This is a genomic window from Cyanobacteria bacterium QS_8_64_29 (assembly GCA_003022125.1).
GTDB lineage: Bacteria > Cyanobacteriota > Cyanobacteriia > Cyanobacteriales > Rubidibacteraceae > QS-8-64-29.
Genome location: PXQH01000057.1, coordinates 1 through 18,035 on the forward strand (window position 1 = coordinate 1; position 18,035 = coordinate 18,035).

General features: G+C 66.7%; 19 protein-coding genes and 1 tRNA gene. 10 read left to right on the plus strand and 10 right to left on the minus strand.

Going from position 1 to position 18,035, the window contains the following annotated elements:
• The 5 genes from BRC58_09040 to BRC58_09060 form a co-directional block, all read right to left on the minus strand.
• The coding region (locus BRC58_09040; GenBank protein PSP16379.1) for a hypothetical protein at positions 1-723 on the minus strand (723 nt) is incomplete at its 3' end.
• A gap of 100 nt (positions 724-823) precedes the next feature.
• Positions 824-1,033 (minus strand): hypothetical protein, encoded by a 210-nt coding sequence (locus tag BRC58_09045; GenBank protein ID PSP16380.1) that lies wholly within the window; start codon positions 1,031-1,033, stop codon positions 824-826.
• Positions 1,034-1,042: 9 nt separating this feature from the next.
• Positions 1,043-1,549, minus strand: coding sequence for a hypothetical protein (locus tag BRC58_09050; GenBank protein ID PSP16381.1), 507 nt, complete (start codon positions 1,547-1,549; stop codon positions 1,043-1,045).
• A complete protein-coding gene (locus tag BRC58_09055; GenBank protein ID PSP16382.1) occupies positions 1,542-2,612 on the minus strand; it encodes a hypothetical protein in 1,071 nt (356 codons plus the stop codon). The genes BRC58_09050 and BRC58_09055 overlap by 8 nt, the downstream gene beginning before the upstream one ends.
• A gap of 38 nt (positions 2,613-2,650) precedes the next feature.
• On the minus strand, positions 2,651-3,916 hold the full coding sequence (locus BRC58_09060; protein ID PSP16439.1) for a bifunctional folylpolyglutamate synthase/dihydrofolate synthase: 1,266 nt from the start codon (positions 3,914-3,916) through the stop codon (positions 2,651-2,653).
• A gap of 166 nt (positions 3,917-4,082) precedes the next feature.
• On the opposite strand from BRC58_09060, the gene BRC58_09065 reads away from it, so the two are divergent.
• Entirely contained in the window at positions 4,083-5,291 is a 1,209-nt protein-coding gene (locus tag BRC58_09065; protein ID PSP16383.1) for an NAD-dependent dehydratase, read from the plus strand.
• An 18-nt stretch (positions 5,292-5,309) separates the two neighbouring features.
• A complete protein-coding gene (locus BRC58_09070; protein ID PSP16384.1) occupies positions 5,310-5,771 on the plus strand; it encodes a DUF4440 domain-containing protein in 462 nt (153 codons plus the stop codon).
• Positions 5,772-6,001: 230 nt separating this feature from the next.
• On the opposite strand, the gene BRC58_09075 is transcribed toward BRC58_09070, so the two are convergent.
• Positions 6,002-7,822, minus strand: coding sequence for a sodium-independent anion transporter (locus BRC58_09075; protein PSP16385.1), 1,821 nt, complete (start codon positions 7,820-7,822; stop codon positions 6,002-6,004).
• A gap of 190 nt (positions 7,823-8,012) precedes the next feature.
• Between BRC58_09075 and BRC58_09080 the strand changes: the two genes are divergently transcribed.
• Positions 8,013-9,005 carry an EamA family transporter gene (locus BRC58_09080; protein ID PSP16386.1) on the plus strand — a complete coding sequence of 331 codons (993 nt, stop codon included), beginning with the start codon at positions 8,013-8,015 and terminating at the stop codon, positions 9,003-9,005.
• 68 nt (positions 9,006-9,073) lie between these two features.
• Positions 9,074-10,507 carry a hypothetical protein gene (locus BRC58_09085; GenBank protein PSP16387.1) on the plus strand — a complete coding sequence of 478 codons (1,434 nt, stop codon included), beginning with the start codon at positions 9,074-9,076 and terminating at the stop codon, positions 10,505-10,507.
• On the opposite strand, the gene BRC58_09090 is transcribed toward BRC58_09085, so the two are convergent.
• On the minus strand, positions 10,504-10,866 hold the full coding sequence (locus BRC58_09090) for a hypothetical protein (GenBank protein PSP16388.1): 363 nt from the start codon (positions 10,864-10,866) through the stop codon (positions 10,504-10,506). The genes BRC58_09085 and BRC58_09090 overlap by 4 nt on opposite strands.
• A gap of 35 nt (positions 10,867-10,901) precedes the next feature.
• Here BRC58_09090 and BRC58_09095 point away from each other — a divergent pair, with 35 nt between their 5' ends.
• Both BRC58_09095 and BRC58_09100 read left to right on the plus strand, forming a co-directional pair.
• Positions 10,902-11,153 carry a hypothetical protein gene (locus tag BRC58_09095; GenBank protein ID PSP16389.1) on the plus strand — a complete coding sequence of 84 codons (252 nt, stop codon included), beginning with the start codon at positions 10,902-10,904 and terminating at the stop codon, positions 11,151-11,153.
• A 21-nt stretch (positions 11,154-11,174) separates the two neighbouring features.
• Entirely contained in the window at positions 11,175-12,074 is a 900-nt protein-coding gene (locus BRC58_09100; GenBank protein PSP16390.1) for an EamA family transporter, read from the plus strand.
• Positions 12,075-12,077: 3 nt separating this feature from the next.
• Here the strand turns inward: BRC58_09100 and BRC58_09105 are convergent.
• Positions 12,078-12,168 (minus strand) — tRNA-Ser (locus tag BRC58_09105).
• Between the two features lie 40 nt (positions 12,169-12,208).
• Positions 12,209-13,132 (minus strand): TIGR04168 family protein, encoded by a 924-nt coding sequence (locus BRC58_09110; GenBank protein ID PSP16391.1) that lies wholly within the window; start codon positions 13,130-13,132, stop codon positions 12,209-12,211.
• A gap of 86 nt (positions 13,133-13,218) precedes the next feature.
• Between BRC58_09110 and hflX the strand changes: the two genes are divergently transcribed.
• Entirely contained in the window at positions 13,219-14,943 is a 1,725-nt protein-coding gene (gene hflX / locus BRC58_09115) for a GTPase HflX (protein PSP16392.1), read from the plus strand.
• A 147-nt stretch (positions 14,944-15,090) separates the two neighbouring features.
• Complete coding sequence (locus BRC58_09120; protein ID PSP16393.1) at positions 15,091-15,570, plus strand: hypothetical protein; 480 nt, start codon at positions 15,091-15,093, stop codon at positions 15,568-15,570.
• A 64-nt stretch (positions 15,571-15,634) separates the two neighbouring features.
• Here the strand turns inward: BRC58_09120 and BRC58_09125 are convergent, their stop codons facing one another.
• Positions 15,635-16,072, minus strand: coding sequence for a thiol-disulfide oxidoreductase (locus BRC58_09125; protein PSP16394.1), 438 nt, complete (start codon positions 16,070-16,072; stop codon positions 15,635-15,637).
• Between the two features lie 124 nt (positions 16,073-16,196).
• Between BRC58_09125 and BRC58_09130 the strand changes: the two genes are divergently transcribed.
• Positions 16,197-16,670, plus strand: a complete 474-nt coding sequence (locus BRC58_09130; GenBank protein ID PSP16395.1) for a TspO protein — start codon at positions 16,197-16,199, stop codon at positions 16,668-16,670.
• Positions 16,671-16,675: 5 nt separating this feature from the next.
• Positions 16,676-17,950, plus strand: a complete 1,275-nt coding sequence (locus tag BRC58_09135) for an AAA+ family ATPase (GenBank protein ID PSP16396.1) — start codon at positions 16,676-16,678, stop codon at positions 17,948-17,950.
• Positions 17,951-18,035 lie beyond the last annotated feature (85 nt).

Here is an 18,035-nt window from a genome sequence, read left to right on the forward strand (position 1 = left end):
CGATTTCGGCCCAGAGTTCGTTGGGTACGAGCGGTTTGGCCATGGCATAGACCGGAGCTCTCCCTCCTCATCCCTACCAGTTTTGTTAGGCACTCTTAGTGGCAAAAGAGCATCCAAGCGGAATGACACCTGCAACCGGGGCTGCGTTTGGGGGACCAGCGCCTGCTGCGCCGGCTGGTATTCCAAGCTGGGGGGCTCGGCAATCTCAGCTTGGAAGTTGCGCACGAGCAGCAGGGCTTGCAACCGCTCGATCTCGCGCAGAACGGCCAGCGTTTGGCGGAACGTGCCGGTCGCTTCGACAGCATAACTGCGGCGCTTGATGTTGCCATTGAGGGCGCTGCCCAGCGAGCTGTCTTGCACGATTTGCGCCCCTTCGCCGGTAGGTTGGAACTTGCGCAGCTCGAACCGCTCGCCCTCGGCGGTAGTGCCCAGGGCGGTATTGGTCTCGGTGACGATCTGCTGCAAGTCGGCGATGAGCGTATCGAGCGCGCCTTCGCTGGCAAGCAGGCTGGCGACAAACTGCCGGTTCGCGCGCGCTTGCTGCAACTGGGCCTGAAGCTGTTGGCGCTCGTGGCTTGCCCCAGTTCCTCCTTGCAGCTGCGCTTGCTTATCGCGCCGCTCTTGCTGCAGCTGCCGGTACTCCTCTCGGGCCGGGCCCACCCAGTTGAGATAGAGATAGGCCCCGACAAAAACCCCCAGGACGCCCACCAGAATGCCGCCCACGCGCTGCGTTATGGTGACCCCAAAAACGACCGGATACTCGGGGTCGGGAAATTGCTCTAGGGCCTCGTCTTGCGGTTCGCTGGGGAAGTCTCGTCGTAGGTCATGGCTCGAGCATCCCTTGCTGCTGCAGCGCCCGCAGGCGGACGGCCCAACCGCTGGCCCCTTGGCGCTCGAGCGCTTCCAGGATCTGGGCGGCCGCATGATCGCTGGCTTGCGTGCGGATGGTGTAGTTCACCACCGAAGGCACCCGGACGGCTGCTACCCCGCTCAGGTAGGACTCGGGATACGGCGCGCGCTCCAGGCTCTGCACCTGGGTGGCCTAGGCTTGCAGAAGCGGCGAGCGCTGCAGGGTGAGCTGAAACGCATTGACCGTCTCGAACGAGCGCGCGAATCCGGATAGGGTCAGAGTGGTATCGAGCGGCGTTGTCCCGCTCTGCTCGATGCGCTGGAGCTGCACGTTAGCCGGGATGCGCTCGCGAATGGCTTGTAGCAGCGCCGATAGGGGCTTGATTTGCTCGAACAGGCTAGCCAGCGCTTGGGTCTCGGCACGGGTTTGCTCGAGCTGCTGGCGTTGTTGCTGGCGGGATTGCTGGCCGGTTTGGCGCTGCCCCAAACGCGCGTCGAGCGCCTGAATCTCGCGGCGTACCTGCTCGGTTTGCGCGCCCAGCCATAGCCCGTAGCCAGCCACAGCCAGCGGCACGCTCACCCCAATCGCGCCCCCCACCAGGTAAGGGAGAGGGACGGGCGGCCGCGGGATGGGGAGGGGCCCAGCCAATGCTGAGGCAGCCTCGCGATCGCGAACGAAGTTGATCTCGAGCTCATGCATGCTCTCGGGCGGCTCGCAATGCCAAACCGATGGCCGTGGTCCAACGCGGGCGCTCGGTGTTGGATGGGGTCGCCTGCTGCTGCTCTGACAGCGGCTCGAGCGGATCCACCGGAACGACCGGCAGCTGCAACCGCTCGCGCCTTGCGCGAGCGAGCCCCTCGATGCTGGCACCCGCACCGGCGAGCAGCAACTGCACCACCTCAATCCCTTCGTTACGGTCGCGCTGCAGCGCAACCGAGCGCTCGATTTCCTCGGCTAGGGTGACCCAGTCTGGTAGCTGGGGGGTTGTTGCAGTCAGCTCGGTCGAGGCCATCTCCGTCGGCGGCTGCAACCGGTCGCATCCGAGCGGTAGCGTCCGATGGGATTGCGGCACGCCATCCACCACAACCGTTAGCTCGCTGCGATCGCCGCCAATATCGAGCAGCATGGCGGCGTCGTAGGAGCTCAGCGGCCGCAAGCGCTCGCGCAGCGCGCGCAGTTGGGCGAAGCTATCGATCTCCAGGACCGCTAGTTCCAAGCCTGCTTGCTGGAACGTTTCCCAATAGCGATCCGCGATTGCGCGGCGCAAGGCCACCAGCAGCACCTGGGTTTGGAGCTGGCCACCTTCGACTTCCACAGTGTCCAGGACTTGGTAGTCCACCGCCAGCTCTGCCAGTGGCTCGGGCAGATAGCGCGGCGCCTCGCGCTCGAACAAGGCCTCGCGCAGTGCCTCCGCTTCCAGCCCGGCTGGCAGCAGAATGGGCTGAAAGAACGCTTGCTGGGCCAGCACAGCAGCTGCGGCCTGCCGCGGCTTGAGGTTGTGCTCGCCCAAGCCAGCCCGAATGCGCTCGGCCAGGGCCACCGGATCGGCAATCTCGCATTCCTGGAATGCCCCTTCGGGAACGCCCAGCGAGGCGAGCGCCGTTAGCTGCGCTCGGTAACGCGAGGGCTCGATTTGGGCCAGCGCGATGCCCTCAGGACTGAGATCGACGCCCACGCTGCGCCCGCGCCGGCCGAGCCAACGCGGCCAGCTTGCTGCAGTCAACTGCGGGACAGCGCGCAGGGAGACCATCGAGGATGCCATGCTAGGCGGGAGCTTTCCCGCAGGACTGGCGCTTGCTATCAGCGCGCCAGCTCGCCCAAAAACTGCCCTACCAGGTACAGGGAACCGCACACGCTAACAGTCTCGGTTGGGGGTGTTTCGGCCATGGCATCCGCTAGGGCGCTGGCCAAGTCCGGATAGGCGCGGCAGGCGGCCAGCTCCGGGCAATGTTGGGCAGCCAGGCTTGCCAAGCGCTGGGGATCGCTAGAGCGCTCTTCTGGAACTGGCACAAAATAAGCGCGATCGCCGGGCCGCAGCAGGGCCTGCAAGAGGCGGTCGCAGTCTTTGGTGGCCAAGATGCCAGTCACAAAGGCAACCGCCGTTTCCAAGCTATCGAGGTAGTGGCGCAGGGCGCGGGCCGCGGTGGGATTGTGAGCGCCATCGAGCAGCAGGGGGCGGCCGCGCCACAGCACCCACTGCAGCCGCCCCGACCAGCGCGCGCGGGCCATGCCGGTCTCGATAGCAGCCAGCGGCACCGAGTAACCTTGCTGCTGCAGGCACTGCACGAGCGCAACGGCGATCGCGGAGTCGGTCAGCTGCACCTGCCCCGGCAGCGGTAGCGGATAGGTTACCCCCCTGGCGAACGCCCAGCGCTTGCCCTCGCGATCCGGGGGAAGCTCGCTGGCCGGCTTAACCCACCAGAGCGGGCACCCCAGCGCCGAGGCGCGCTCGGCAATCGCAGCCTGGGCGGGTTGGGGCATGGGGCCGATCGCCACTGGCCGCCCCGGTTTGAGGATGCCGGCTTTCTCGGTGGCAATCTCGGCGAGGGTATCGCCCAGCTGCTGCGAGTGCTCGCGGCTGATGGTGGTAATGGCGCTTGCCAAGGGCTGCTCGGCGGCATTGGTGGCATCGAGGCGGCCACCCAAGCCCACCTCCATGACGGCGACATCGACGCGCTGGCGCGCGAAATAGAGCCAGGCCGCCGCCGTGAGCAGCTCGAACTGCGTGGGCGGCTCGGCATCGGCCGGAATGGCATCGCGCACGCGCTGCAGTACCAGCGCCAGCCCCCAGTGCGGAATGGGCTGCTCGTTGAGGCAGATGCGCTCGCTCCAGTCGACTAGATGGGGCGAGGTGTAGCGCCCCACGCGGTAACCGGCGGCCGCCAAGACCGAAGACAGGTACGCGCAGACCGAGCCTTTGCCGTTGGTGCCGGTGACATGGACGAAGGGAACGGCGCGTTGGGGATCGTCCAGCCGGGCGAGCAAGCGCTCGATGCGATCGAGGCCCAGGCTAACCCCAAAGGGCTGGAACGACTGCAACAGCGCATCAACGCGCGCCACGGCCATTTGGCGGGGCGAGGGGAGCAGCTGCATGGCAACCGGGCAAGGGCACGTTCCAGCCCTCCAGCATAGTGCTACCCCGGCTTGCCGCGGCCGGCGTGCCGCTGCGGCATTCGCAGCCAGCCAGGGGATTTGCTAGGCTCTGGTCACGAAAGCGCATTCCGGGGCGAGCATGAAAGTACTGGTTCTAGGCGGAGACGGCTTTTGCGGCTGGCCCACCTCGCTGCACCTGTCCCGCAGCGGCCACGAGGTCATCATTGCCGACAACCTGGCCCGCCGCGACATCGACAACGAATTGGAAGCCAGCTCGCTGACTCCCATTGCGCCCATGGGCACGCGCCTGCAGGCCTGGCGCGAAGTCAGCGGGCGCGCCATTGACTTTCACCGCCTGGATGTGGCCGAAGACTACGACCAGCTGCTGCAGCTCATTCAAGACGAGCGCCCCGACGCCATCGTGCACTTTGCCGAGCAGCGGGCCGCGCCCTACTCCATGAAGTCCTCGGCCCACAAGCGCTACACCGTCAGCAACAATATCAACGCCACCCACAACACCCTCTGCGCCATTGCCGAATCGGGCCAGGACATCCACCTGGTGCACCTGGGGACCATGGGCGTCTACGGCTACGGCACCGCCGGGATCAAAATCCCCGAGGGCTATCTGGACGTCGAGATCGTCACCGAGGACGGCGATCGCGTGCCGCAGCAGATCCTGTACCCGCCCAACCCCGGCAGCGTCTACCACATGACCAAGACCCAGGACCAGCTGCTGTTCGCCTACTACAACAAAAACGATAACGTGCGCGTCACCGACCTGCACCAGGGTATCGTCTGGGGCACCGAGACCGAAGACACCCGGCGCGACCCGCGCCTGATCAACCGCTTCGACTACGACGGCGATTTCGGCACGGTACTCAACCGCTTTTTGATGCAGGCGGCGGTGGGCTACCCGCTGACCGTGCACGGCACCGGCGGTCAGACCCGGGCCTTTATCCACATCCAAAACACGGTGCGCTGCATCGAGCTGGCCCTGGCCTATCCGCCCGAGCATGGCGAGCGGGTCAAGATCCTCAACCAAATGACCGAGACCCACTGCATCCGCGATTTGGCCCAGCTGGTGGCGCAGCTCACCGGCGCCGAGATTGCCTACGTGGACAACCCGCGCAAGGAGGCGCTAGAAAACGACCTCTCGGTAGAGAACCGGCGGCTGCTGGATCTGGGCCTCGAGCCCAAAACCCTGGCCCAGGACTTGCTCAACGAGGTCACCGAAGTGGCCGGCAAGTACAAGCACCGCGCCGACCTGAGCAAAATCCCGTGCACTTCCACCTGGACCCCCCAGCAGTGCGCTGGCGTGCCCGAGGCCGCCCACCAGCGGCAAGGATGAGCGCGTCCGGGATGCGCTGTGGCGCGCGCTGCCGCCCAAATTGCGGTACTCGCTGCCGGCTTGTGGCTTGCCGGCAGCGCACTGATGCCGACTGTGGCAGCTGAGACTGATCCCGCTGCACCGGCGGCCAGGCGCGCCACCCTGGAGCAAGCGGCGCGCGCCTGGGAGCGCGGCGATGCTGCTGCCTTTGCCCGCGCGTTTGCCCCCCAAGGCGAGCTCATCGTGCCGGGGCAGCGTTGGGTCGGGCCCGAAGCCATCCGCCGAGCCTTTGAGGCCTTTGCTCAGGACAATAGCGACGTCCGCATCCGCATCCGGCGCCTGCTGCTCGATGGCGATGCGGCCGCGATCGAATGGGATTGGTCGCACCGGGTGCGCGCCACCGGCGAGCGCTACCGCGCCCAAGATGCCATTCTGGTGGACTTTCAGGGTGCGAAAATCGCGCGCTGGCGCGAGTACATCGACAGCGAATCTGCCAGCTAGCTGAGCGGCGCCTGCAGCTGCGCTTCGCACCGAGCGAGTCGGTGGCAGAGCGCGCGCATCAGGCCCCCCCTGAACGGCTTCTCCCACCTCGGATGCCTCTGCCATCAGGCGCTCGAACGCGACTGGGTCGAGGACGTGGAGCTGGCCGGGGCATCGACCACGGTGGCTGTGGGCAAGGTGACAGGGGAGCGCTCCGGGCCCATGCTACCTAGTCTGGGGTTGGGCCTGGGTTAGGACGCTACCGATAGGCTGGCCTCGCTCAGCAGGCGTTCCTCGCACCAGGCCAGACCGCCATCAAAGCACTCGAAGCAGCGGCACGTCGGGTCGTCTGCGGCGATCGCGCCGCCGCGGCGCAGCTGGGCCTCGAGCTCGGGAGCCAGAGCGGTATAGACCAGCGTGATACCGTGCTGCTGCGCCAGGATGCGGATGCGAGCCAAATTGTAAACACCGGTGGCGTCGGTGCCTTCCAAGCGGCGGGCATCGAGCACGATCAAGCTTGGGCGCTGCCCCTCGCTCGCGGTTGCCAGCGACCGGAACTGTACCAGCAAGCCATTCGCCGTGCCGAAAAAGAGGTAGCCGCGCAGGTGCAGGATGTGCAGGCGGTGGCCGCGCTCCTGGAGCCACTGCTGCACCGCTGGGGAACGCGTGCTCGAGCTCTGGGTAGTGGTGCCGTCGCTGGTGCCGCTGATGGCCCCTTGCCGGCTGTAGGCAACCAAAAAGATCAGCACCTGCAGCCCGAACCCAAGGGCCACGCCTTCCAAAAAGCCCCAAACGCCAATGGCAACCAACATTGCCACGATGACACCGTACTCGGCGCGCGCTAGCCGGAACCACGTCTGATAGCCCCACTGGATCAGCAGCGACAGGCCCAGATACAGCACTAGCGCGCCCAACACCGGTTTGGGCAGCACCGATAGGAACGTAGCGCCCACCACCAGCACGGCCACGCTCACTAGGGCGCAAATCAGACCCGTCAGGCGGGTGCTAGCCGACATTTTGGCGACCAGCAGCGTGCTGGGCAGGGCCTGGTTGCCAGCCATGCCGCTGCCCAGACCGGCCGCCACGTTGGCCAGTCCTACCGCGCTCAAGGTGCGGTCCAGATCGATGTCTTGCCCCACCGCCAGCTCGATGCCGTTTTTGGTCAGCACCAGCTCGAGCACGCAAATCAGCACGAGCGAGGCAATTCCATCCCAAGCTTGCAGTACGGCGCCCCAATCGATTGCGGCCAGCGCCTGCGGGGTCAGCGGCTGCCACACCCCGCCCGTAAAGGCCAGATCGAGCAGCCAGCCTTGCGCCCGGGCCGCCTCCAGCGGCATCCCGGTGCCCAGCAAGCCGGCGTAGAACGCCGCCACGAACGCCAGCAGGCTCAGCGGCACGACCGAAAAATGCTTGTAGCGCGCCGTGACCGCCAGCAGAACCAGGGCAAAGCCCACTCCCAGCAGCCAGCGCGGCAGCACTGTCGGCGCCAGCAGCGCAGGCAACGCTTCCCAGCTCGGTTGGATGCCCGTCATGACCTGCAGCGAGCCGGTCACCAGCAACCAGCCCGTGCCGGCCATGAAGCCGCCGATGACGGGATAAGGAATGCGCTGGATGCGATCACCCAGGCGGAGCACCCCCAGGGCCAGCAGCACCAGCCCCGACAGGAGCGTGCCCAGCGCGATCGCGGCCACAACCGTGACCAGCACCGTCGGCGAAGCGGCCGGCTCGCTGGCATGCAAGGCAATGCTGCCGGCCAGGGTTGCCAGGACAGCGGTGGGCGCAGCCAGCGGCGTCGTGATCGTGCCGGGGAAGGGGCCGGTGAGGGCCACGACGGCGCTGAGGGCGATGTTGCCAAAAATGGCGAGGCCGATGCCCACCGGTAAGTGAACGGCCAAATCCCCAGCAAAAACCAGCGCGGCGTAGGAAATGGCACGAATGACAGCAATAATGCCAGTCACCAGGCCAGCGCTCAGGCTAGGCAGCAGGTATTGCGGATCTAGCGCGCTCAGTGCCGCTGCCACCCAGCGGGACGGGGCGCGCTCCTGCGTGGAAGGAGAAGGAAAATCGGCCATGGCGGGGAAGCTCGCCGCATCCGGAACGCGAACGTAGCATGCTGGGTGCGGACCAGTGCGTAGCCTGTGCTACGAACTGAGCCCGATTCATTCGCCATCCCGCAGGGGCCCTCGAACGCTCGTATCGCCAGCTACATCGCGGCCGGCTGCACGGGTGTTAAGCTAGATTCGGCGGCTCGATCCGTCTGCCATGCTGTTTCAGCGCGCCCCTGCGGCCGGCGAGCGCTCCACTACGCTGGCGCTGCTGCTGTTGATTGCAGCGCTGATTGCGGTGGCGTTCGCCCCCATTTTCATTCGCCTGAGCGAGACCGAGTTGGGCCCCAATGCCACGGTTTTCAATCGCCTGTTCCTGTTTGCCCTGTTGTTTGGGGTGGGGCGCGCCGTCAGCCAGCGGTTGACCGGCCAGGGCGAGCCGACGGCACTGGCAGCGCCGAGCTGGCGCCAGGGGGCATTGCTTTTGGGGATGGGCCTGGTTGCCAGCGCCTCGCTGGTGCTGTGGGCCATCTCGCTGGCGCACACCAGCGTGGCCAAATCCATGCTGCTGAACAACCTCACCCCCATTTTCACCAGCCTGGGCGGGTGGCTGGTGCTGGGCCAGCGCTTCGACAGTCGGTTTCTGGCAGGCATGGCGATCGCGCTATCGGGGGCAACGGCGCTAGCGCTCGAGGACTGGGAAGGCGGCGAAGGGGTGCTGTTCGGCGATGCTTGCGCCTTCCTGTCGGCGGTTTTTCTGGGAATCTACTTTTTGCTGGTCGAGTTGCTGCGCGATCGCTTCTCGGCGACCACCATCCTGCTGTGGCGCTGCGCCGTCGGCAGCGTGCTGCTCGCGCCGGTGGTCTGGCTGAGCGAGGGGCAGTTTTTCCCCACCACGCTGACGGCGTGGCTAGGGGCGCTCGGACTGGGGCTCGTGAGTGAGGGCCTGGGGCAGCGCCTGCTGGCCGACAGTATGGACCGCTTCTCGGCCAGTTTCATTGCGGTCTTTTTGCTGCTGGAGCCGGCCATTAGCGCGCTGCTGGCGCTGCTGATCTTCTTCGAGCAGCCCAGCCCGCTGGCCTGGGTGGGGTTTCCGGTCATCCTGAGCGGGGTGTATCTGGCCAAATCCAGTGGGGCAACCGCCAGCCACGCCGAGCAGGTGTCGGCCGCCGAGGCCCCGGAGGGGGAGTACCAACAGGCCAGCAAGTAGGCGCGCCCAGTGCCGCCGGTAGCAGGGCTTGCTTTCGCTACGCTGTGGCTGCGCTACTGACCCGACCCATGTCTGCCACCGCTGCCACCGCGCAGGACCTGCTGCAACGCTACCGGGACCTCATCGACGATCCGGTGGCGTTCGAGGCCTGCATGGCCCGCCCCGTGCCCACCTGCGTCTGGGCCAATCCGGCCAAAGCTTCGCCCGAGGCGGTTGCCGGGCTGCTGCGGGATCGCGGCATCCCCTTCGAGCCGCTGGCGTGGTACCCCAACGCCTTCCGCTCCCGCGAGTGGGCCAAGCCAGGCGCAACGATCGCCTTCGCCGCCGGCTGGTACAACGTGCAGGAGGAAATCTCGCTGGCCGCCGTGCAGGCCCTGGACCCGCAGCCTGGCGAACGCGTGCTGGATCTGTGCGCCGCGCCGGGGGGCAAAACCATCCAAATCGCTGCGCGGCTGGCCGGTACGGGAACGGTCGTGGCCAACGAAGCCCAGGTGGCGCGCATGGCCAGCCTGCGGGCCATGCTGGATCGCATGGGCGCGCTCAACGTGGCGGTCACCAACAGCGATGGCCGGCACATCCCGCTGCCGCCGCAGTCGTTCGATCGGGTGCTGGTGGATGCTCCCTGTTCGGGCGAGGGCTCGACGCGCAAGGTGCGCGCCCACTGGCGGGGCTACACCCACCGCTACAGCCGGCGGATCGCGGTAACCCAGCGCAAGCTACTCGAGCGGGCCCTACAGCTGGTCAAGCCGGGCGGGGTGGTGGTTTACAGCACCTGCACCTTCGCCCCGGAAGAAAACGAAGCTCCTATCGATGCCGTCCTGGGCGATCGCGGCCAGCTGGAGTCAGCAGCCATCCCGCAGCTGCGCGGCATGGCAGGATTGCACCGCTGGGACGGGCAGTCCTTCCGCGCCGATTTGGCGCGCGCCCAGCGCTACTTCCCGCACTTCAACGATACGGGTGGCTTTTTTGTCGCCCGCATCCGCCGATCGGCGGCCGAGCAGCTGGAAAGCGCTCTTACTGCGGACGGTGCCCAGTCCCCACTGGCACCGCTGGCGGTTCCCGAAGCCTGGCACTGGTTTGGCGAGCGCTTTGGGCTGGCCCGCGCCGACGTGCCCCCGCTGCAGTTCTGGCACAAAGGCAGCGACAAGGTCTGGATGACCGATGCCGCTTGCCAACCGCCGGCGCAACCGCCGGTGCAGACCTTGGGCCTGCCCTTGGTGCGGTGCTTGCCAGTCGGCTACAAACCCACCACTAGCGCCCTGCAGCGCCTCGGGCCCCACATCGATCGCAACGCAATCGCCCTAGCCGATGCCGAGCAAGCGCAACGCTTTTTGCTGGCGCAGCCCCAGACGCTGGCGGCAACAGGGGAACCGGGCTACGTGCACGTGCGCTACGGCCCCTACGAGCTGGGATGCGGCTCCTACAAGCAGGGCGTGTTGCACTCGCAAATGCCCAAAAACCTGCGCACGAGCATCAATTTGGATGGCAGCGATGCCGCTTAAGCCGGCGTTGCCACCTTGCAGACTAAATTGCCGCCGATTTTGACAATCTCGCGCTCGAGCTCGGCCATGACGTGGCGCTCGCCGTAGGGAAAGTCCCCCTCGCGCTGGGCCCACAGGTTGGTGTAGAGCACCTCACCCGAGATGCAATCGACAATGCAGCTGGCGCGCTCGGTGGCTTGCGTCTCCCGCTTGAGAATCTCGAAGCGGCCCTGATTGAGGGCTTCGCTTTGGCTCGAGCGCGGGCCGGTCTCGAGTCGGTTGTTGGCGTTGGTGGCCCTCCCCCAGTAGGCACCGCGATCGAAGCGCACCTCGAGTTGATAGCCTCGAAACGGCTCGGCGTGCACGAGATCGTCGCTCATCGATCCTCCCGAGGCCCCCGACCTCGCGATCGCGATTGAGCCACCCAAGTACTCTATCCTACAACGACCCGCGTGCCGGCGCTGGCATCAAGCCCGGCGATTGGGTCACTACCCACCGCGGCGACCGGGCGGCGGTGCTGAGCTGCCGCGGCGGGTTGCTGTGGGTGCGCTATCCGGACACGCGAGGAACGGCCCAATTCGAGGCCAGCACCGTTCGGCTGGAGCAAGCCGGCGGCCTCGCTCGGGAGCTGCTGTTCGAGCTGGGGTTGGACGACCTGCTAGCTTGATGCCAACGAGCGCGCTCGCCCATGGCAGCCGTGACGGGCCAACTGGCTGCACTGGCCGCTGCCCTGTTGTGGGCAGTGGCCTCGCTCGCCTACGGGCGGCTGGGGCAGTCAGCATCGCCGCTGCAGCTCAACCTGCTCAAGGGCCTGGTCGCGATCGCGCTGCTGGGGCTGACCCTGCTGCTGGTGGGGCAGCCGCTCCCTGCAACCGGCCCGCTACCGCCTGCGCTGCTGGCACTCAGCGGCGTGCTGGGCATTGGCATTGGCGATACGGCCTTTTTTGCGGCCCTGGTGCGTTTGGGCGCGCGGCGGGCGTTGCTGCTGGAGACGCTAGCACCGCCGCTGGCGGCGCTGTTGGCCTGGGGCGCTCTGGGCGAAGCGCTGGCCGCTGCGGCCTGGGCGGGCATTGGCCTAACCGTGCTGGGGGTCGCTTGGGTCATTAGCGAGCGCACGCCCGCCGCTGCGATCGCACGCGAGCAGGCCAAGCAGGGGATTGGCTGGGGCCTCCTCGCTGCCGCGGCTCAGGCCGGCGGGGCCGTCCTCTCGCGCGCTGCACTGGCCGGCTCGGCCCTCAGCCCGCTTTGGGGTGCGCTGCTGCGGCTGAGCGCGGGAACGCTGCTGGTGGCAGGCCTGCTGGGGGCATGGCAATGGCGCCGCTCGGGGCGCGCCTCCTGGCCGCACTGGTCGCCGCGCTTCCTGGGCGCGATCACGCTAACGGCATCGGGCAGTACCTACCTGGGCATCTGGTTGCAGCAAACGGCTCTCAAGCTGGCCCCAGCTGGCATTGCCCAAACGCTGGGGGCAACTAGCCCGCTGTTCGTGCTGCCCATTGCTGTCAGCCTGGGGGAGCGCGTTAGCGGCCGCGCCGTTCTCGGGGCGCTCGTTGCAGTGGGCGGAATAGCACTGCTATTTGGCAGTCGGTAAGCCAGGCGGAGAGGGAGAGATTCGAACTCTCGGAGCCCTGCTCGGGCTCAGCCGATTTCAAGTCGGCCGCAATCGACCACTCTGCCACCTCTCCGCGCCGCTCCTCATCCTATCAAGGCGGCGCTGGGCCGCGTCTAGCCCAGGATCGCGCCGCTCGCGCAATGCGGGTGCCCGTAGAAGGCTTCGCGCTCGCCTACGCGACCGGCCGAATCCAGCCACAGCAGCGAAACATCCCAAATACTGGCATCCGGTGCCAGCGTTACCAGCGTCAAATTGCGCCAGCGCTGGCCGTCTCGCTCGATAATGCGCGGCACGCGCGCGCAGTTGATGCCCAAGGTTCCCTGCGCGTCCGCTGCAACGGCCGTGCGGCGCTGCGCCTGGGTATGGCGCAGCGTGTGGTGCATGTGGCCGAAGGCCACAAACGGCACCGTTTTGCCGGCAGCGCGCGCTTGGGTGATCGCGCCGGCCAGATCGGGATCGCCGTAGTCGCCACCGCGCGGCTCCCAGTCCCGGCCGCAAATCGCTTCAGCGCGATCGCCCAAACCGGCCGGCCCGTTGTGCCCCAGGAAAATGACGGTGTCGTAGGCTGTCTCCCAGGCGGCGGCGGCAATGCGCTCGCGCGAGGCCGCTAAGCTATCAACGCCGTAGCGCTCGCGGTAAAAGGCCTCGGTCGTCCAGCGTGGACCGCCCCAGCTAAACGGACGCCCGCCCACCACCGACAGTTGCAGCTGCGGAAAGTCGCGCTTGCCGTAGCCGATGTGGGCATCGCCCAGCAGATCGAGCTGCTGCCGGACGCGATCTTCGCGCTCGCGATTGTAGGGGCATTTTTGGCGGCCCCAGTGGGTGGCGGTGTACCAGGCATCGTGGTTGCCCAGCACGATGGCCTTGGGCCAATCCAGCGCCGCAATGGCCCGCGCAATGCCAACAGCCTCGTTGCCCAGATCGCCGACAAACAGTACCAAGTCGGCCTGCAGTGATCGCAGCGCTGCCCGCTCCGCCAGCGGATCCCAGCAGTCGTGGATGTCGCCCACCAGGGCAATGTGCGCCCGGCCGTGCATGCTCGCCTCCCAACGACGCTGCCTCTAGCCTAGGGCGAGCAGTGGCGGGGGGCTCACTAAAATAGAGGCAAAGCGAGCAAGGAGGGATGCCCATCACCGCGATTCACGGCAACACCAAGGGCCTCAAATCCAACCAGCTCAAAGCCCTACAGCGCCTTTACCAGCAGCGCGTCCCAGGCGACTGCCCTGTAACGCCGGAACTCGCCCAACGCCTCGCAGCGGTCAGTACCGAGATTGACGTCCCGGTCTGCCTCTACCTCAACCGCCGCGGCCAAGTCGTGCGCGTGGGCGTGGGAACGCCGCATCAAACCCAAATTCCGCCGCTCGAGCTGCCGCGCTACAGTGCCAAGCGCCTCAGCGGCATCCGCTGCATCGCCACCCAACCCAAGCCAGCCCCGCCCAAGGAAGCCAGCCTGACGGCCATGGTGGTACAGCGCCTGGATGCGCTCCTCACCCTGACCCTCACCGGCGAAGGCTTTCAAAAGCGCGGTGGCGCCGCAACCGGCTACGTTCGCGAGACCTATCTGGCTCACCTGTTGCCTCAGGCGGCCGCCGAGGGCGACCCGGCCGAGCGGCCCTACTGGACGGTTTGGCCGCCCATGAGCTTGGATGCGCTCTCCAAGCAGGATTTTTGGGCCCTGGTTGAGAGCCTGGAAGCCGAATTCGAGCGCGAGCACGTGGCCCAGCAGCCCCAAGCGGACCGCGAGCGCGCCATTGTAGTGGGGCTGATGGCCGACGAGCGCAATCCCGACGCGTTTGCCGGGCGGGTTGCCGAGCTGGAGCGCTTGGTCGATACGGCAGGCGGCAAGGTTCTGAGCACCATCACCCAGCGCCGGGCCCAGCCCCATCCCAAAACCGTGGTGGGCGCTGGCAAAATCCAAGAGATTGCGCTCCAGGCCCAAACGCTGGGGGCCTCGCTGGTTGCCTGCGATCGCGACCTGTTGCCCTCGCAAGTGCGCAACTTAGAGGAGTTGCTGGGAACCCGCATCCTGGATCGCACCGAGCTGATTCTAGACATCTTTGCCCAGCACGCGCGCTCCCGCGCCGGCAAACTGCAAGTGGAGCTGGCGCAGCTGGAGTACAAGCTGCCGCGGCTGACCGGTCGGGGCAAAGCCATGTCCCGGCTGGGCGGCGGCATTGGCACGCGCGGCCCGGGCGAGACCCAGCTGGAGACCGAGCGGCGCGCCATCCGGCGCCGCATCGACCGGCTGCAACAGGAAGTCAACCAACTGCAAGCGCACCGCGCGCGGCTGCGCGAGCGGCGCCAGGCCCGCGAGATCCCCTCGGTGGCCTTTGTAGGCTATACCAACGCCGGCAAGTCGACGCTGCTGAACGCCCTAACCAGCGCCGACATTCACACCGCCGATCGGCTCTTTGCCACGCTGGATCCCACCACGCGCCGCCTGGCCGTCCCCGAAGCAGGCCTCGAAGGCAGGCGCGAGATCCTGCTCACCGATACGGTGGGCTTCATCCAACAACTGCCCAGCTCGCTGCTGGATGCGTTTCGCGCCACCTTGGAAGAAGTCACCGAGGCCGATGCCCTGGTGCACGTGGTGGACTTGGCGCACCCGGCCTGGGAGCGCCACATGCAATCCGTGCAGGCCGTTTTATCGGAGCTACCCACGCCGCCCAGCCCCATCCTGACGGCCTTCAACAAAATCGACTGTGCTGACGGGCCAACGCTGACCCAAGCCCGAGCCGAGTTCCCGGAAGCGGCTTTCGTCTCGGCCAGCCAGCGCATGGGGCTCCCAACCCTGCGCACGCGCCTGGGGCAGCTTCTCGAACGCGAGCTGGCCGCAACCGAGCGCTAGCGCCCGGGGAGGCGGGCAGCTCCAAAACCGGCATGTTAGCTTGAGCGGCGGATCCCGTGGGGATCCGGCTATTCTCCCATTGCCCATCCGCACCGAACGGACTTAAGGAGAGATCGAACCGTGCTCAGAACGATCCTGACTGTTGCCGTGGCTCTCGCGCTGTTTGCCTGGGGCGTGCCGCCAGCTGCCGCCCAACAGCAGCAGCAAGCCCCGCCCGAAATGCCAGCGCCCCAAGCCCCCGATATTGAAGTTGGCGAGCAAGAGCTGTCCCAGTTTGCGACCGCCCTCAAACAGATGCAAGCCGTCCAGCGCGAGTCGCGCCAGGAAATGGATGCCATCATTCAGGATGAAGGGCTGAGCGAGCAGCGCTTCACCGAAATCTTGCAGTCGCAGCGCGATGAGGAAGCAGCCGAGGACAGCGACATCCAGGCAGCCACCGAGCAAGAGATGCAGCAGTTCGAGCAGGCCAAGGACCGCATGATCGACGTGCAGCGCGATACCCAATCGCAAATGCAGCAGATCGTCGAGTCCGAAGGCCTAGAACTGCAGCGCTTCAATCGCATCCTGGCTGCCGTCCAGCAAGACCCGGAACTGCAACAGCGGCTGCAGCAACTGATGGCTGAGTGAGCGGCACTCGCCCTTAGCAGTTTGCAACCCAAACCTCCGTTTGCCGGCGGCAAACGGAGGTTTGTTATAAGCGCGCCCGCTCGGACGAGCAGCGATCACGGCACGAGCGGGCGGCAAGCGTTTTGAGGTTGGGGCGGCCGGTGAGCGGCAGGCGCCAGCGCGCCCAGAGCGCGTAGAGGCCGTCGGCAAGCTGCCCCACCAATGGCCAGCGCGTGGGGGCATAGATCCATCCCATGCCCAAGGCGCGGTAAATGCGCCGAAACACCTCCAGATCCCGCACGATCTGCCCGTCCGGCAGAATGGCATGAGTCCGCCCCATGGCGGTTTCGTAGTCGATGCCAGCGTGCTGGGCCGGGTCATAATCGGCAGCAGCAATATCGACAAAGGCAACGCGCCCGCGACCGGCATCCCGCTTTTGCAGGAACCGGACCTCCCGTTGGCAGAGCGGGCAGTCACCGTCGTAGAGCAGCTCGATCGGTTGGCATAGAGTTTGTTCGGGCATGGGCGGGATGGAACCAACGCTACCTCTAGCCTAGCGAGCGGCTGGCGTTTGCCCCCTCGGCCCGCTACCTTGGGTCAACGTCTTCCCCGCACGCGGGAATGCACTCGAGCGGTGAGGCAAGCGCATGATCCCGGCCTGGGTCGCGATCGCGGCGGTAGCGGTGCTGGTTGCCTACGGTGCCAGCCGGCTCACGCCCCGCTACTCCCGTTGGTTCCGGCGCCAGCGCCGCCCGCAATGGCTGACCTTCGAGCGCGCCATTCCGCTCATTTGGCTGTTCGTTTTTGCCTGCGGCATTGCCTCGGCCAGCTTGGTTTGGAACCAGGCGCCGGGCACCCCGCGCGCGTGGGCCCTGATGGGCGGCTACCTGCTGGTGGAGGCCGTCACCGTCTCTTATACCCCGGCCATGCTGCAGTTGCGCCGCCTGCGGGTCGGGACTGTGATCGGCGCAACGGGGATGGTTTTGGGGATTGCCCTGGCGGTGGCGGTGCTGCCGCTCTCGCGCGGGGCGTTCGTGCTGCTGCTGCCCTACGCTGTGTGGAGCCCCATCGGCACCTATGTCACCTGGCGAATGGAGCAACTCAACCCCGACTCGGCTTAGGACCCATGCACGCTGCCTCCTCCCTACTCGGGCGAGCCCAGGCGCTGCTGCTCTACCCCAGCGTGCTGGCAGAGGATGCCGGCCAGGCCCTGCTGGCCCTACTGCAAGCCTGGCATGCCGGCAGCGACGCAGCGGCCTGCTGGCAGGCGTACGGGCGCTGGTTTCGCGCGCTGGCTGCCCGCAACCAGAGCTGGCAGGACTACCTCATCGAGCGGATCCTGCAGGATGACAATCCGTTCTCGCGCCAGGCGCAGCAGCACCGTTGGGCGGAGCTCCCTGAGGCGCTGGTCGCGGCAGCCAGACAGGATCTGGGCACCCTGCAAGCCCTCTACGACTGCAGCCCACAGCAAATCGGCCGTTGGGTCTGCCAGGCCGATCCGCCCGTCGCTTGGACGGTTGCCAACCGGCAAGCCAGCTTTTTGCAACAGCGCGTCGACTGGGCCGCTGCTATCGAGGAACTAGCCCACTACTACCGTTGCAACGGCACGGGCTTGCCCGCCCAATACCGAGCGCTGCGCTGGCAGCGTGGGCAGCTGTTGGGCATTGCCCATCCCGATCCCGTATCGCTGGATGACATCGTGGGCTACGAGCGGCAAAAAGCGGCGCTCGTGCAAAACACGCGGGCGCTGCTAGCCGGCCAGCCGGCCCTCAACGTGCTGCTCTACGGCAGCCGCGGTTCCGGGAAGTCATCTTTGGTGAAAGGCTTGCTGTCGGCCTACGGGGCGCAGGGGTTGCGGTTGGTCGAGCTGAGCAAGGCCGAGCTGCCAGCGCTGCCGCAGGCGCTCGAGCAGCTGCGCGGCGAGCCGCAGACCTTCATCATCTTTGTCGACGATCTGTCCTTTGAGGCCGATGACGAGGCCTTTAAAGCCCTTAAGGCCGTGCTGGAGGGCAACGTGACGGCACCGGCGCGCAACGTGGCTATCTATGCCACCTCCAACCGGCGCCACCTGGTGCGCGAGTTCTTTGACGAGCGCCCGCAACCGCGCAATCGCGAGGAAGTCCATGCCTGGGACACGCTGCAAGAAAAGCTCTCCTTTGGCGATCGCTTTGGCCTCACCCTGACCTTCGAACCGGCCGACAGGCAGACCTACCTGCAAATCGTGCACCACCTGGCAGCGCAAGCCGGCATTGCGCTGGAGCGCGAGGCGCTGGAAGCGCGCGCCCAGCAATGGGCCCAGCAGCACCACGGCCGCTCCGGGCGCAGCGCCCGCCAATTTATTGACTACCTGCAGGCCGAGTTGGCCCTATCGGGCTCGGCAACGGACCCCGAGCTAGCGTAGGAGCCAAAACGCAACGCCCGCGCATTCATGGCGGCAAGCACAACCAGTACGGCAATCCGGCAGTATCGCAACCTAATCGGCGGCG

Excerpts from the sequence above, each read along its gene's own strand:
- BRC58_09065 (PSP16383.1), top strand. The coding sequence starts at position 4,083 with ATGAAAGTACTGGTTCTAGGCGGAGACGGCTTTTGCGGCTGGCCCACC.
- BRC58_09100 (PSP16390.1), top strand. The coding sequence starts at position 11,175 with ATGGCAGCCGTGACGGGCCAACTGGCTGCACTGGCCGCTGCCCTGTTG.
- BRC58_09130 (PSP16395.1), top strand. The coding sequence starts at position 16,197 with ATGATCCCGGCCTGGGTCGCGATCGCGGCGGTAGCGGTGCTGGTTGCC.
- hflX (PSP16392.1), top strand. The coding sequence starts at position 13,219 with ATGCCCATCACCGCGATTCACGGCAACACCAAGGGCCTCAAATCCAAC.
- BRC58_09080 (PSP16386.1), top strand. The coding sequence starts at position 8,013 with ATGCTGTTTCAGCGCGCCCCTGCGGCCGGCGAGCGCTCCACTACGCTG.
- BRC58_09135 (PSP16396.1), top strand. The coding sequence starts at position 16,676 with ATGCACGCTGCCTCCTCCCTACTCGGGCGAGCCCAGGCGCTGCTGCTC.
- BRC58_09055 (PSP16382.1), bottom strand. The coding sequence starts at position 2,612 with ATGGCATCCTCGATGGTCTCCCTGCGCGCTGTCCCGCAGTTGACTGCA.
- BRC58_09110 (PSP16391.1), bottom strand. The coding sequence starts at position 13,132 with ATGCACGGCCGGGCGCACATTGCCCTGGTGGGCGACATCCACGACTGC.
- BRC58_09125 (PSP16394.1), bottom strand. The coding sequence starts at position 16,072 with ATGCCCGAACAAACTCTATGCCAACCGATCGAGCTGCTCTACGACGGT.
- BRC58_09075 (PSP16385.1), bottom strand. The coding sequence starts at position 7,822 with ATGGCCGATTTTCCTTCTCCTTCCACGCAGGAGCGCGCCCCGTCCCGC.
- BRC58_09085 (PSP16387.1), top strand. The coding sequence starts at position 9,074 with ATGTCTGCCACCGCTGCCACCGCGCAGGACCTGCTGCAACGCTACCGG.
- BRC58_09050 (PSP16381.1), bottom strand. The coding sequence starts at position 1,549 with ATGCATGAGCTCGAGATCAACTTCGTTCGCGATCGCGAGGCTGCCTCA.
- BRC58_09090 (PSP16388.1), bottom strand. The coding sequence starts at position 10,866 with ATGAGCGACGATCTCGTGCACGCCGAGCCGTTTCGAGGCTATCAACTC.
- BRC58_09060 (PSP16439.1), bottom strand. The coding sequence starts at position 3,916 with ATGGCCGTGGCGCGCGTTGATGCGCTGTTGCAGTCGTTCCAGCCCTTT.